Origin of the sequence: Sporomusa sp. (genome assembly GCF_035561155.1) — a bacterium.
Classification (GTDB): domain Bacteria; phylum Bacillota; class Negativicutes; order Sporomusales; family Sporomusaceae; genus Sporomusa.
In genome coordinates this window covers 46,520-60,934 of the sequence record NZ_DATMYD010000101.1, presented here as the reverse complement: position 1 = coordinate 60,934, position 14,415 = coordinate 46,520, and the positions used below count along the sequence as shown (strand labels likewise).

The 14,415-nt window shown below is 42.7% G+C and carries 13 protein-coding genes and 1 riboswitch; of the genes, 9 read left to right on the top strand and 4 right to left on the bottom strand.

What is annotated here, in order from left to right:
- Positions 1 to 615 precede the first annotated feature (615 nt).
- Positions 616 to 1,920 (top strand): C4-dicarboxylate transporter DcuC, encoded by a 1,305-nt coding sequence (gene dcuC / locus VN447_RS14305; RefSeq protein WP_325526020.1) that lies wholly within the window; start codon positions 616 to 618, stop codon positions 1,918 to 1,920.
- 213 nt (positions 1,921 to 2,133) lie between these two features.
- Here dcuC and VN447_RS14300 read toward each other — a convergent pair whose 3' ends face one another.
- A complete protein-coding gene (locus VN447_RS14300; RefSeq protein ID WP_325526019.1) occupies positions 2,134 to 2,511 on the bottom strand; it encodes an FMN-binding protein in 378 nt (125 codons plus the stop codon).
- A 204-nt stretch (positions 2,512 to 2,715) separates the two neighbouring features.
- Here VN447_RS14300 and VN447_RS14295 point away from each other — a divergent pair, with 204 nt between their 5' ends.
- Both VN447_RS14295 and VN447_RS14290 read left to right on the top strand, forming a co-directional pair.
- Positions 2,716 to 4,122, top strand: a complete 1,407-nt coding sequence (locus tag VN447_RS14295) for a PLP-dependent aminotransferase family protein (RefSeq protein WP_325526018.1) — start codon at positions 2,716 to 2,718, stop codon at positions 4,120 to 4,122.
- 243 nt (positions 4,123 to 4,365) lie between these two features.
- Positions 4,366 to 5,556 carry a Xaa-Pro peptidase family protein gene (locus VN447_RS14290; protein WP_325526017.1) on the top strand — a complete coding sequence of 397 codons (1,191 nt, stop codon included), beginning with the start codon at positions 4,366 to 4,368 and terminating at the stop codon, positions 5,554 to 5,556.
- A gap of 312 nt (positions 5,557 to 5,868) precedes the next feature.
- On the opposite strand, the gene VN447_RS14285 is transcribed toward VN447_RS14290, so the two are convergent.
- Entirely contained in the window at positions 5,869 to 6,327 is a 459-nt protein-coding gene (locus VN447_RS14285) for a hypothetical protein (RefSeq protein WP_325526016.1), read from the bottom strand.
- A gap of 184 nt (positions 6,328 to 6,511) precedes the next feature.
- On the opposite strand from VN447_RS14285, the gene VN447_RS14280 reads away from it, so the two are divergent.
- The 6 genes from VN447_RS14280 to ribB all read left to right on the top strand — a co-directional run bounded on the left by VN447_RS14280 (position 6,512) and on the right by ribB (position 12,563).
- Positions 6,512 to 7,165 (top strand): GGDEF domain-containing protein, encoded by a 654-nt coding sequence (locus VN447_RS14280; protein ID WP_325526015.1) that lies wholly within the window; start codon positions 6,512 to 6,514, stop codon positions 7,163 to 7,165.
- Between the two features lie 252 nt (positions 7,166 to 7,417).
- The gene (locus tag VN447_RS14275) at positions 7,418 to 8,551 is read left to right on the top strand and encodes a DNA alkylation repair protein (protein ID WP_325526014.1); all 1,134 of its coding nucleotides are present in this window, start codon (positions 7,418 to 7,420) and stop codon (positions 8,549 to 8,551) included.
- A 2-nt stretch (positions 8,552 to 8,553) separates the two neighbouring features.
- Entirely contained in the window at positions 8,554 to 8,841 is a 288-nt protein-coding gene (locus VN447_RS14270) for a Dabb family protein (RefSeq protein WP_325526013.1), read from the top strand.
- 243 nt (positions 8,842 to 9,084) lie between these two features.
- Positions 9,085 to 10,659, top strand: coding sequence for a PocR ligand-binding domain-containing protein (locus VN447_RS14265; protein WP_325526012.1), 1,575 nt, complete (start codon positions 9,085 to 9,087; stop codon positions 10,657 to 10,659).
- A gap of 77 nt (positions 10,660 to 10,736) precedes the next feature.
- Positions 10,737 to 11,609: a DMT family transporter gene (locus VN447_RS14260; RefSeq protein ID WP_325526011.1), complete on the top strand. Its 873-nt coding sequence runs from the start codon at positions 10,737 to 10,739 to the stop codon at positions 11,607 to 11,609.
- A 63-nt stretch (positions 11,610 to 11,672) separates the two neighbouring features.
- A riboswitch (FMN riboswitch) is annotated at positions 11,673 to 11,816 on the top strand.
- A 99-nt stretch (positions 11,817 to 11,915) separates the two neighbouring features.
- Complete coding sequence (gene ribB, locus VN447_RS14255) at positions 11,916 to 12,563, top strand: 3,4-dihydroxy-2-butanone-4-phosphate synthase (RefSeq protein ID WP_325526010.1); 648 nt, start codon at positions 11,916 to 11,918, stop codon at positions 12,561 to 12,563.
- Positions 12,564 to 12,627: 64 nt separating this feature from the next.
- Here ribB and VN447_RS14250 read toward each other — a convergent pair whose 3' ends face one another.
- Both VN447_RS14250 and VN447_RS14245 read right to left on the bottom strand, forming a co-directional pair.
- Entirely contained in the window at positions 12,628 to 13,533 is a 906-nt protein-coding gene (locus VN447_RS14250) for a malate dehydrogenase (RefSeq protein WP_325526009.1), read from the bottom strand.
- A gap of 26 nt (positions 13,534 to 13,559) precedes the next feature.
- Positions 13,560 to 14,357, bottom strand: coding sequence for a TrmB family transcriptional regulator (locus VN447_RS14245; protein WP_325526008.1), 798 nt, complete (start codon positions 14,355 to 14,357; stop codon positions 13,560 to 13,562).
- Positions 14,358 to 14,415 lie beyond the last annotated feature (58 nt).

Genomic DNA, 14,415 nt, shown 5'->3' with positions numbered 1-14,415 from the left:
CTAAGGAAATTAGGCTTTATCACCATAAGTGAAAGATATTCATTAATACACTAATTCTATTGAACCGCCGTATACCGAACGGTACGTACGGTGGTGTGAGAGGTCGCTGAGTAAATTAATTACTCAGCTCCTACTCGATTGGGGAGAATTATGCTTAAATGTCGCTTAAGCTTACTTATCATGGTTTTAAACCGTTACCACTGGAGGATATTTTATTAAATCAGTGGGGTATCCACCTGGGAATGTTTAAAACAGTGTCTTGATAATGGGGTCAGATTATATTCCGTACATAATAGGAGGACATTTTCAAATTATAAAAGACATATGGTTGACATATGTAGATAATTATCTTAAACTATATAACATTAACAAATGAAAATGTTCACAATGATGGCAATGGCGCCGAGGGTTAACCCTTAGGCGTCTATTTTTTTTTATGTATATGAGGAGGGGCGTTAAGGCGCTGGCCATGATGCAATGCACTTGGCTGCGGGTACTCGTGGAACGTTGATAACAATTAGTGAGTTACTGTATGGCGGAAAGGAGGCTTGGGTGATAGCCGTATAGTAAATATATAAATTTTTATTACATAAGGAAGCAGAGGGGATTTAATTTATGATGCTTGTACTAGGTGTAATTATCATTGTTGCGACAATTTATTTCTTATTGAAACGTTATGATTCCCGCTTGATTTTATTGGCTTCCGGTGTCCTCATGGCCATACTGGCTGGAAAACCTATGGAGGCATTTAATGCGTTTGCCAAGAGCATGACCGAAGGCGGCTTGATTGAGTCGGTTTGCTCAGTTATGGGCTTTGCACTAGTTATGAAAATTACTGAGTGTGATAGACACCTAATTAATTTAGTGGCTAAATGGCTGAGTAAGGCTCAGGCGTTATTGATTCCAGGCGCTACTTTAGCGACCTTTGCCATTAATATTGCGTTGCCAAGTGCGGCTGGAGTTGCCGCCGCAGTTGGTGCTATTTTTATTCCATTGTTAATGTCGGCAGGCGTTCATCCGGCAACTGCTGCTGCCGCTGTTAAATCTGGTACTTATGGCAGTATGCTTAGTCCAGGGCTTTCTCATAACCAAGTGGTGGCAAAGCTGGCTAAAATGGATGTTATGAGTGTAATTGGTATTCACTATATAGCTGATATTGTTTCTGTTGTCATTGCTGCCATATCTGTAACCGTAGTAGCTTTCATATTAAAAGAACATAAAGGGTATAAAAGCAGCGAAGCAATAGCCCAGTCAGAATTAGTTGCCAGCAGCGAAATGGCGGTTGTGAATGTGGACAGCGTTCCGGCAATGAAAACAAACCTGCTTTATGCGATTGTACCGATTATTCCGATTGTCATGCTCATCCTGGGAGCGACCGGAAAAGTGCCGATTTTTAAAATGGGCGTGCCGCAGGCCATGGTGATCGGTGCTATCATCGCGATAGGGGTTACACGCAAAAACCCAGTGGAAATTACTAAGTCTTTCTTTGATGGAATGGGTACAGCTTATGCACAGATTATGGGCATTATTATTGCGGCAGGTGTTTTTGTCAGCGGCATGAAGGCTTTAGGGCTGGTCGATGCCTTTATTGCAGCGTTGATCAAATCTACCGGTATCGTGAAAATTGCTGCTGCTTTTGGTCCCTTTGCCCTGGCGATTATTGCCGGTAGCGGTGATGGCGCAGCTATTGCATTTAACGAAGCAGTTACGCCTCATGCTAATCAATTCGGCTTGGAAGTTGCCAATATGGGCAGTATGGCTGCCTTAGGAGGAGCGCTTGGACGCACTATGTCCCCAATTACTGGCGCTACGATTATTTGTGCCGGCATTGCCGGAGTTAACCCGATGGAAGTTGCCAAGCGTAATGCGCCAGGTATGATACTGGCAATCATTGCAGCTATGTTTATTTTGCTCTACTAAGCGTTTTTGTTAAAGACAAAGCGCCTAAAAACTTCTGGTGGAAAAGATGGATAACTCAGAGACCCGAAAAAATGATAGATAGTAAAACTGGTGCATAATTAATAAGTATGGTCAGCTAGTTTAAACTGGAAAGGGATATCTGCGCGAGGGCGCGGATATCCCTTTGAAAATTGCCGGGTAAGATATTTTTCTAAAACAGATCCCGAACTTATGTTAAAGCATTTGCTTGGCAGATGTTACTGTTACCTCCATGACTGCGCGAATCCATGAGAACTTTTCCTTCATACGGTCAAATTCCTCACCGGAGTTCAAAAAACGAGTACTTCCTTTCACGATAAAACCCGTTCCTGTGCCTTTGTAACCCTCGACTTCTCTGTTGGCAATGGAAAGGATTGCTTCGTTGTGGGTTGAAAGGTTTCTTTCAGTTTTAACAAAACCGGCAGCTGGAATCAGGAGCTTGTCAGTAGGAGTTACTTCGATGTAGCTATTCCAGGTATTAACTAAATGAGGACCATCGGCACCGTTAGTGACAATAGAAACGCATCCATCTACAGGGTGAGAAAGAATAGCCAGTAATTTTTCGTTGAGCATAATAATACATCCTTTCGTTGACAAAGTCTAACCAAGAAAACTAGATATTGATATTATAAAATGCAATTGCCCCCTATGACAGAGGCAGTTTTTCAAAATAATACAGGGTCAGTTGCGACTAGTAACCTTGACACTGCTTATCATACCCAGATATAATGGCGATAGCTTAAAGTTCCTGAATTAAAGATGATCGTTGGTGAAATTATGTTTATATTGGATAGCAAAGATCGCCGGCCGTTACATGTTAAACTCTATGATCAGATTAAAAATCAAATCTTATCAGGAAAATTGATTCCATACACCAAGCTGCCATCTGTTAGACATTTATCGGCAGAATTATCTATTAGCCGTAATACTGTAGAGTATGCTTATGAACAATTATGTACTGAAGGGTTCATACACAGCAAGCCACAAAGTGGATACTATATTTCATTACTAGACCAGGAATTCATTCCTCGTCCCTGCCGAACTACGGCCACTCTCATAGAACCTGCTTTTGAAGATGAAAAAACGTATTCATATGATTTTCATCCAGCGTGTCTCTCGCCAGATAGTTTTCCTAGTAAAGTTTGGCGTAAATTGCTAACAGATTGTCTACAGGAAGATCCTGAACAATTTGCTTCATATTGTAATCCCCAGGGGGAACTTGAGTTGCGCCGCGAGATTCAGCGGTATCTGGAGCGTTTTCGCGGTGTTTCTTGCGATGCTGAGCAAATTATTGTTTGCTGTGGTCTTCAAGATAGTTTATCCATCATAGCCCAAATCATGCGGGGTAATCATTCAGCATTGGCGGTTGAAGATCCTGGTCACTGGATTCCTAGATCGGTTTTTCAAAATTATTCTTTTTCTCTCAGTCTCATTCCCGTAAATTCAAACGGCATAAACTTAGACTATTTAAAAAATACCGATAGCACTGTCATATATGTTACTCCCTCCCATCAATTTCCATTGGGATATGTGATGCCTGTGGAAAACAGGCTAAAGTTAATTAATTGGACAGAAACTGTTGGGGGAGTAATTATTGAAGACGATTATGATAGCGAACTCAGGTATCACGGAAAACCAATTCCTGCCTTGCAAGGATTGCACCCCAAAGGAAACATAATATATGTAGGTACTTTCTCCAAAGTTCTATCTCCCGCTCTACGAGTAAGCTATATGGTGTTGCCATATCAATTCCTTAGTGCTTATAATAAAATATTTCGTAATTATGCCGCCACAGTTTCATTATTAGAACAAAGAACACTATACGAATTTATGAAGCAAGGACATTGGGAACGCCATCTGCGGAAGATGCGAACAATATATAAAAGAAAACACGATGCGCTCATTCAAGCCATTGACCGTCATTTCAGCTGTCGAGTTAATATTCTTGGGCAGGGGGCGGGACTCCATGTTGTATTAGAGTTAGTCGATAATTCTCTTGACGAAAAGGAGCTTATCAGTCGAGCCTTGGAGAACAATGTCCGAGTATTCCCCCTCTCTGATACTTATCAATATAACAATAATTATCCTTCTCAAGTAATACTCGGATTTGGCAGGATGAATCCTGATGAATTGGAAAAGGGGATTAAATTATTATCTCAAGCCTGGAATTATAACAAGAGATGATATTCTTTTTGTGCGGTTACCACTAAAAACATAGTAAAGAACCCAGAAAATTATTTATATATTTCTGGGTTTTTTTAGTACATCGTAGATAGGATTCGACATGATGCGAAAAGAATTTATAAATATGAGCAGATTATTAACGGAGATCGAATTAGGTGTGATGTCTACCGAAAGCAGTCAGTTATATATTTGGCAAGCATTACCCGGAGATGCCCGAGATAATTATTCGACTGGAGGAAATGTATGATGAACTTTACCCCAAAGTCAGAAATTGAGGCAAGAACCTATCGTTTTCAAAGAAGGTTAAGCGAACAGGGGCTTAATGGAGCCATTATTTTACTCAACAGTGATATGTTTTATTTTACTGGTACGGTGCAAAACGCTGTTTTGTATATACCTGCCGACGGCGAGCCGCTACTCATGGTGAAAAAAAGTTTAAGTCGTGCTCAGCAAGAGTCGCCACTAAAAAACATTATTTCTATTAAGACTCCAAAAGAGATCGCTGGAATTATTGCAGCTGCCAATAATACTAGTCCTACGAAAATAGGGATGGAATTAGATGTGCTGCCAGTCAATCTGTATAATACCTATAAAAAAATGTTTCCCAATGCTGAATTCAGTGATATTTCGCCAGCAATCAAAGAAACTCGCGCGATCAAATCACCGTATGAAATAGAACTTATCCGTGACGCATTAGGGGTAATCGACAAAGCATTTTTAGCGGTTCCGTCTTTTTTGCATGAGGGGATGTTTGAGATTGAAGTGGCTGCATTGTTTGAGGCGGAAATGCGTAAACGCGGTTATTCGAATTGTTGCAAAATGCGGGCATTTAACCAAGATTTATTTTTTGGCAATCTATGTACGGGAAACAGTGGCGCGTATCCGAGTTTTTTTGATGGGCCGGTTGGCGGAATGGGGGTTAGCCCGTCCCAGCCTCAAGGGGCGGGTTGGAAAAAGATAAACCGGAATGAAGTGATCTATATTGATTATACGTGTGTAATCCAAGGCTATACAGGCGATCAGACCAGAATATTTTGTATCGGAGAACTTGCCCCCAAATTAGTAAAGGCATATGAAGATGCGTTGCTGATTGAATCGGAAATACTTAAAGCGATGAAACCGGGAATGTCGGCAGAAGAACCGTATCTATTGTCCGCTAAACTGGCAGAAGAACTGGGGTACAAAGATTGCTTTATGGGTTACAAAGATGATAGGGTCAAATTTATTGGCCATGGAATAGGCTTGGAGCTTGACGAATGGCCTATCTTGGCTAAGGGTCTTACTACTCCGATCGTGCCAGGGATGACTTTTGCTCTGGAACCTAAATTTGTGTTCCCTGAAGGGGCGATAGGGACCGAAAGTAGCTTTGTCATGACTGAAGAGGGACCTGAGTTATTAAGTGTTACACCTAATGGTATTACGTACATAAAGTAACTGGTATCCCCTACCGCGCCCTACTGCTTGAAGTCATGGTTTCTGCTATAGAGCGCAAGGCTATCTATGCAACCACGCCAACCGGTGCTTCGAGTTCTCCCGGGTGTACCAGCTCAACATAATAAATTAAGACTTCAAGAGTCTAATCTCTTGAAGTTTTTGTTTTTTTAAAATAAATGTACCTATTTGGTTAAGTTATACATTAAGCCAAAGACTGCAAACATCAAGTACGGATATAAGTTAACGGATACGTGTGATTACGCATCCGTCAACTTTTTGGGTAGAAGAAAGTCGTGAGACCTCGATTTCTTTCTAGATTTCAAATTCCGTTGCGGTAAAGGTAATTGGTCCAATAACAGTCGCGACACTGCCGGTATCCGGCAATTCAGCTGTTAGGAAATAGGTGGGCGGCTTTGATGACCGAAAGTCGAAGCGGGTATCGACATGAGAAAAGCTGGTAACTTTCCTGCTGTCAAAGCCACTTTCTCCACTATCATCCGCACTGAAAATTAAAGTGCCTGTTACAGGAGCGCCACGCCAAATTTTAAACAACACATCGACCCTGTCTAATCCAGTTCCATCAGTTATAGCCACCCAGCCGACAGTTGCACTTAATAATACGGCGGAATCGGAATCGCAATCGGAACGTCGGGTAAGAGAGGCCAAAGTCGTAGTTGCTGGCGACCGTGTGATAGGTATGGAAACACTCCCTGTTGTATTATTCGGTAATACAAAAAATCTAAATCTTTTTATTTCAACGTCCTGACTCATCCTAAATACCTCCATCACTATATTTCTATTAACATAATATTCATTATGCCTGCTAATTGTTACAGGTTAACTTCTAGTAATTGGGGTGCAGGAGTTGTCAGTTTGCAGGAAAACAATATCAATTCACGAAGAGTAAATAAAGTTTGTCAGTGAACATAGTACTATTTATAAAAAGGGGGACTAAATGAAATATACAGGCAGAATAACTGGCTTAATAATTATGCTAATAGCTATTATAGCAGTAAGAATATATGCTTATATTTATTTAAACTATTCATTTAGCAATCTACCTATTCCTGGCATTATTGGATTATTTATTGCTTTTTGGGCCGGTAAGCAGTATGACAAAGTAAAATTCTATTCAGAAAAAGATAGTTTGACGGGTTTTTATAACCGAAGATTTGTTGATGAATTGTTTCCGTCTCTTTTGGCCAAAATGGATAGAAAAAATGAAAAATTAAGTATAGTTATCTTGGATTGTGATAATTTTAAGGCCATAAATGACAGATATGGTCATAAAAAAGGGGATTTGGTGTTACAAGAACTGTCAGCATTGCTTTTAACCAGCATAAGAAAAAGTGATATAGCTGCTAGATGGGGTGGCGATGAATTTTTGATTATTGCGCCTTATGCGGATGAAGAAGATATAAAAGTAATCGTTAACCAATTTGAAAATGAGCTTCAGGAATTATCTAAAAAGTTTCAAATAGACATCTCTGTTTCAAGTGGCTATGCAATCTATCCTAGTGATGCGAAAACTATAGACGATTTAATCAATATTGCGGATAGTAAGATGTACGGCCTTAAAAATAAAGTAGGTATTGTTGAGGGTAAATAGGGTTAGGACTACGTAGCTTTGTTGAGGTCTAGAACCGGAGCATATTAGGAAGATTATTGTGGATAGAATGAAACAAGCGCTAGAGGTCTATGGACAATGATTTTAATATGACATACAGATGTCTTATTATCTTCTGTATAATGAAAGAAACGATAAGGAATGATGAACTAAGGACTTCGATAGTGCCGGAAAATCACCATGCTGAGTATCCTGCTGACTGGTGATTGATAGATAATCAGGAGGAAGCAGACGATGTCAGAACCTTTGAAGGCCGTTTATAATGAGGAGTTTTTGCATCAATTCAGTGAGCGGCTGCACGCCGTGTACGATGCTTTTGACACGGAGGGGTTTATCACCGCGGTGATAAATAATACATGGGACGAACTTGCCCTGAAAGCCCGTATGCGGCGAATCACTGAGACTCTTGGGAGGTATTTGCCGAGCCGCTACGAGGCGGCTCTGGACATACTATTCGCAATTGATGAAGACTGTATTGGATTTCCGTACCTGTTCTTCCCGGATTTCGTGGCAGTGTATGGTCAGGCAGAAGAACACTGGGATCTTTCCATGAAAGCCCTGGAACGATTTACTGTGAAGTCGTCCGCGGAATTTGCTGTTAGGCCGTTCCTATTGCGCGATCCGGAGCGAATGATGAGCCAGATGGCTGAGTGGGCAAAGCATCCGAATGAGCATGTCCGGCGGCTTGCAAGCGAGGGTTGCCGGCCCCGCTTACCGTGGGGAGAGTCGCTTCCTATGTTCAAACGTGACCCCATTCCGGTTCTTCGTGTACTGGAACTGCTGAAGGCAGACCCGTCGCCTTATGTGCGTAAGAGCGTCGCCAACAACCTAAACGACATCGCGAAGGATCATCCTGCGGTCGTGCTCGAAACGGCCCGACGCTGGAAAGGCCTGCATCCGCACACAGACTGGATCGTGCGGCACGGTTGCCGAACCTTGATCCGCAAAGCCGATCCCGCGGTCATGGCACTGTTCGGCTACGCAGAACCAGCAGGCGCGGCGTCGCTTACGACCTTCGCCGCATTATCGGCAGAGCCACCTGTACTGCCAATCGGTGGGAGCTGCGAGCTGAGGTACGAGCTTCGTATACGGGAAGGCGAGCCGGTACGCATTCGCATCGAATACGGGATCGACTTCGTTAAGGCCGGGGGGCGCACATCGCGCAAATCGTTCCTGCTGTCCGACAAAACAGTACCCGGCGGAGCGCGCCTTACTGGTATGCGGACGCACCGTTGGGCAGACCTCACGACCCGCCGCCATTATCAGGGCGAGCACCGGATTGCGCTGCTGGTTAACGGGCGCGAAACCGCTTACGCCGTGATTGAGCTCGAGGCGGGTAGTAAGGAGCAAAAAGATAGGAGGCTATGAAAATGATAACAAACAATCTGCTTCTCAAGTTAAAGCAAAGGGACAGTGAAAACATTGCGAAGACAAGAGATGTGCTGCTGAGCATGCAGGGGAGAATTGAAACTCTCCGTGACTTGAAAGTCGAAGTGAACATACGCCATACCGCGTCGTCCTATGACCTCGTTTTAATTGCTCAATTTGCTTCAATGGAAGATTTTGAGGCTTATCTGGTTCATCCGGTGCATATCGAGGTATCCAAATATATTGCAAGTGTGTTGGAAACCGGAGCAGCCGTATGCTATGAATCCTGAGAAGAATATGATTTACTATGTAAAATTAGTAACCGTAGACGTTTTTGGTCTACGGTTTTTTTATGCTTTCTTATGGGAGCCTTTATGCTTAATTATGCTAAGATGCCTAATAAATCGCTGCACTTCACATTCGCATAACTATATTGTAAATAAGTCAGAAGGTATTAGGGGGAAAATGACTAATTATACAATAAAATGTAAATCCGCGGCATAATAAATTTAATTGTATTATGGAGTGAGGGTATGAAATATAAGTTTTCTGATCTTGTTGATACTCAAAAACTTAATACACTTATGGAAACATTTTATAAGGCAACAGGAATACCGTCAGGTATCATTGATGTCGAAGGAAATATTATCGTTTCTGTAGGTTGGCAAAAAATATGTCGGGATTTCCATAGAAAGAGCTCCCAAACAGAACGATTATGTAGGCGGAGCGATGACTACATAAAGGGGCATTTGAGTTCAGCAGATCCTTTTATATGGTATAAATGTGAGAACGGATTAATAGATGCGGCTGCCCCTATAATAATTGGTGGAGAACACTTAGCGACAGTTTTTCAAGGACAGTTTTTATTTGAGCAGCCTGATTTCAACTATTTTAAAAATCAGGCGAAGAAATACAATTTTGATGAAGGTGAATATCTTGATGCTGTTTCTAGGATTCCCATTTATTCAGTAGATAAATTAGACTCTATAATGTTATATTTTACTCAACTTGCAGAAATGCTGGCAGAAATGGGCTTAGCTAAGCTTAGCCAAATAGAGTTACAGACTAAAGAGTTAGAAGAAAGTGATTGTGAACTGTTTCGGATTTTTGGTAATATTCCAAGTGTTGCAATACAGGGGTATGACTTAAATGGTAACATTACGTTCTGGAATGCCGCCTCACAAGGTATATACGGACTTAAATCCAGTGCGGTAATTAATAGGAAAGTTAATGAAGTGCTGGAGGGAGAAGCAGCACGTAAAATCATTAAAATGATAAAAGCTGTTAGTAATAGTGATAAACCACATGGGCCTGAAGAACGAGTTTTAAGAACTCAGGAAGGTAATGAAAAAACAGTTTATTCAACGATATTTCCCATACATTTATATAGGGGAAAAGAGTTTATCTGTATGGATGTAGATGTCACTGAGAAAAGGAATCTCGAAAAAGAGTTATTTCGCATTGACCGATTACATTTGATAGGTGAGATGGCTGCGAGTATTGGGCATGAGATAAGAAATCCAATGACAACGGTGCGTGGATATTTACAAATGCTACAAAAAAAGCAGGAGTTTCAGGGATATGGAAATCAATTTAGTACTATGATAGAAGAATTGGATCGTGCGAATCAAATTATAACTGAATTTTTATCTTTGGCTAAAGATAAATCTGTCGATAAAAAAATAAATAATTTAAATCGGATAATCAATGTGATGATGCCCTTAATATATGCCGATGCTATTATGACAAATAAAAACATCCGGTTAAACCTGAATGAAATACCTGATTTACCTATGGATGAGAAGGAAATAAGACAGCTGTTGTTAAATTTAGTGCGAAATGGCCTAGAAGCAATGATTCAGTCTGGAGAATTAGAAATAAAAACATTTAGGGAAGATAATGAAGTAGTTCTAGCGATAAAGGATAATGGAACCGGAATACCATATGAATTATGGGATCGGATAGGTACCCCGTTTTTTACTACAAAGCCTCAAGGGACCGGACTTGGGCTGGCTGTTTGCTATAGCGTAGCTGCGAGGCACCAGGCTAAAATCGTTATAGAGTCTAGCTCAGCTGGTACGACGGTGTTTACTAGATTCGTGATATAAGCCAGGGCTGCTTGACACCTGGTTTGAGCGGCGGTAGATGTCAATTCAATACAAAACTGAGGAAACGGGGACAAAAAATGAAGAAATGGGCTTATGCCTTGATCGTGATGGCTGCCACCTTGTGGGGTATTATCTCGATATTTGTAAAAGGCCTGGCGGAATACGGCTTTACTACACTGCAGATCGTCGCTATCCGGGTAGTCCTTAGCGCCATTATCCTGACATTCTATTTTGCCATCAAAGATAGGCAATTGCTGAAAATCGAGCCAGCTCATGGTAAGTACTTCATAGGTACAGGTATACTCAGTATTGCCTTTTTCAATTGGTGCTATTTTACCGCCATGCGTGAGACCTCAGTGGCGGTGGCCGCCATTCTACTCTATACAGCTCCTGCTTTCGTGTTGTTGTTAGCCAGGCTTCTTTTTGGTGAAAGGCTGACTACCGGAAAAATTGCTGCTCTTGTCGTTACTTTCTTCGGTTGTGCTCTTGTAGTAGGAATTTTGCCTAGTCCGCAAGGGGCAATGCCGCTTTACGGTCTGGTTTCCGGTCTCGGAGCTGGATTTGGCTACGCTCTATACAGTGTTTTTAGCAAATTCGCCCTGCGGCATTACAGCGCGTTGACAGTGACGGTTTACACATTCGTCTTCGCAGCCGCGGTAATGTTACCTGCAAGTGGACTTTGGGAAGTGAGGACGCTGCTTTTCCATTGGCCAGTAGTCGCCTACAGCATTGGCTTCAGCCTATTTTCCACCATTCTTGCCTACCTATGCTACACTGTTGCTCTAGCCTATATAGAAACAGGCCGGGCCGCTATCGTTGCAACCTTGGAACCCATAGTGGCAACGACTGTGGGTATAATGTTTTTTGGCGAGCAACTGAATAATTGGCAACTCCTCGGTATTATTCTCGTAATCGCCGCAGTAGTGTCTGTCCAGAGAAACAGGGAGTAGAAAGTATCCGTAGACGTATTCGTAAACTTGACAATATAAGGAAACGTAGTATTCTATAAATAGACTTATTCTCAGGGCGGGGTGCAAGTCCCCACCGGCGGTATCCCAGGTAACTGGGGAGCCCGCGAGCGCTCCTTATCTAGGAGGTCAGCAGATCTGGTGAGAAGCCAGAGCCGACGGTAATAGTCCGGACGAAAGAGGATAAGACAGTTAGCCACTATTATTTTAAAAATAATATTACTTATAGCTGTCTGTCCCTAAACGCCCTGATTCGGGTGAGTCGACTAAAATTAGGAGGCGACTACTTTGAATCAGATCTTATTAACACAGTTTGGTGATTATCAAGAGCGAGTGGAACGGGCCCTTAATGCATTACGTAATGGCCGAGGAGTTCTAGTTACCGATGATGAGCAACGGGAGAATGAGGGAGATATTTTTTTTGCGGCTGAGTCATTGACTGAAAAGCAGATGGCAATGCTAATTCGCGAAGGAAGCGGTATTGTTTGTCTATGTTTACCTGAAGAAAAGGTACAGGCATTAGACTTACAGATGATGGTTGATAATAATTCCAGTCATTTTCAAACTGCATTTACAGTGTCAGTTGAAGCTGCAAGTGGTGTTACTACAGGCGTCTCGGCTGCTGACCGTGTTGCAACGATAAAAGCGGCGATCGCTGCTGACGCATGTCCGGAGCACCTGCGTCGTCCAGGCCACGTATTTCCTTTAAAAGCACGGGCAGGCGGTGTACTGGAACGTCCAGGGCATACAGAGGCTAATGTCGACTTAATGCGGCTTGCCGGATTAAGTCCTTATGGTGTCCTGTGTGAACTCACTAATCCGGATGGTACTATGGCTCGTTTGCCAGAAATAGTAGCTTTTGCTGAACAGAGTAATATGCCAGTGGTTACTGTTGAAGATATAATTAAATATCGGCGCGTATTTGAGTCTAAATAGCACAAAATCCGTAGACATTTTCGTCTACGGATTTTTTCTGTGGTAGCAACTGCTTGCTACCCGTTTAGCAGTTGATCTCATCCAAGTAGGTTTTTATAGTAGCGATCGAATGTCCTAAAGCGGCTTCCTCCGACTGAGACATCGGTATATTGAGGATTGGCCCCGCTCCTTGCCGCCCAATAACGGTAGGGAGGCTGACTGCAGTTCCATAATTAATGTTGAAGGTGGAGACCGGCAAAATCTGGCGGTTATCATGCACGATTGCTTCAAGGATGGCACACGCGGCTACGGCAGGAGCGAAAACAGTGCCGCCTTTAAGGGCGATAACCTGGCTGGATGCGGCGCGAACTTCAGCGGCAATTCGCTCGACTGATGTTTCCGCATAATTCGCCAGGCTGGTTAACGGGACACCTTTGATGTGTATATTTGTTGTTAGTGGCACCATCGTTTCCCCATGTTCTCCCACAACATAGGCATCGAGATCCCGGGCGTCAACATTAAAGTGCTGCGCAAGATACGAACGGTATCGGGCTGTGTCAAGAACCGTTCCCATGCCAATGACACGTCCGGCGGGAAAGCCGGAGGCCTCATACGCCAGATGGGTCATGACATCAAGTGGATTGGTAATCATCAAAATGATACATTGTGGACTTAAGGCAACGACCTTTTTTGTGATATCTGCAATCAGACCAGCGTTACGGGAAAGCAGCATTACACGTGGTTCGTCTGCTCTTCGGGGAATGCCTGCGCTGATAACGACGATATCAGAATTGGCGGTATCCTCAATCTCGCCGTGTTTGATGCTGGCCTGGGGACAAAATGCTTGTCCCTGAAGGATATCAAGAGCCTCGCCGTGGGCTTTATCACTGGAGACATCTGTTAAAACAATTTCTTGTGCCAGTCCCTTTAATGCTGTTGTATAAGCTGCGGCAACACCTACTTTGCCACTGCCAATAAATGAAATTTTCATTTTAACTCCCCTATCTATCTATTTATTTATTTTTTCTTTTGTAGTTGCCGAAGAATATCGTAAGAGCGGCAAATATCTTCATACTGCTCTTGCCCCATATGATTAACTAAAACATTGACCATGATATCATGCCTTACATATTCTTTTGTGACTAGCACTAGTGAGGGTGTCTTGGTCCAAACACCAGTCGAGCTGCGATCTTCTTCAGCCAGTTTACCGATTACCACTTCAGTGTCATCGGCAATGACAGTGCAGAGCTTGGCTCCGACACGTTGGTAAACATTGTGGCTGCATACCTCCAGATTGACAACCTGACTAGCCTTAACATCACATTCTCCAAATATAGCGGTGACGACATAAACGCCGCGGTTTACGGCATCAGATAAGCTTGCATTGAGAAGCGCAACCTGCTCTGGCCAGAGAGAGGCAAATACCTCTTTTTCAGCCTGGCAAATCAATTCGATCATCTTAGTGTTAATGCTATCGGTTCCTTGTAGATTCCAGGTGAGATCAAAAGCGTCCATTGGCGGTATGGACGCTAAATCAGTCAAGACCGATTGGATACTTTTCTCTGTGTCTTCCTGGATACGGGTAAACAATATTTTTGGCTGGACGGGGTAGTAAAGAACAGGTTCGCTCTGGCTGTCAAGCACGGCACCACGGTTCTTTAATTTGGTCAATACTTCATAGATTTTTGACGGCGGGATTTGAGCTAATTTACTTATCTCATATCCGTTGGCCGGAAACCGCCGCAACAGTGCATAATAGGCTTTGGCTTCGTAAGAGCTAAACCCGAGTGACTCGAGCTTTTTTAAGACCTTCATACCAGTCGCCCTCCCCTTCTGTCTATATACTACTATGGTAGTATATAGACTTCAATAT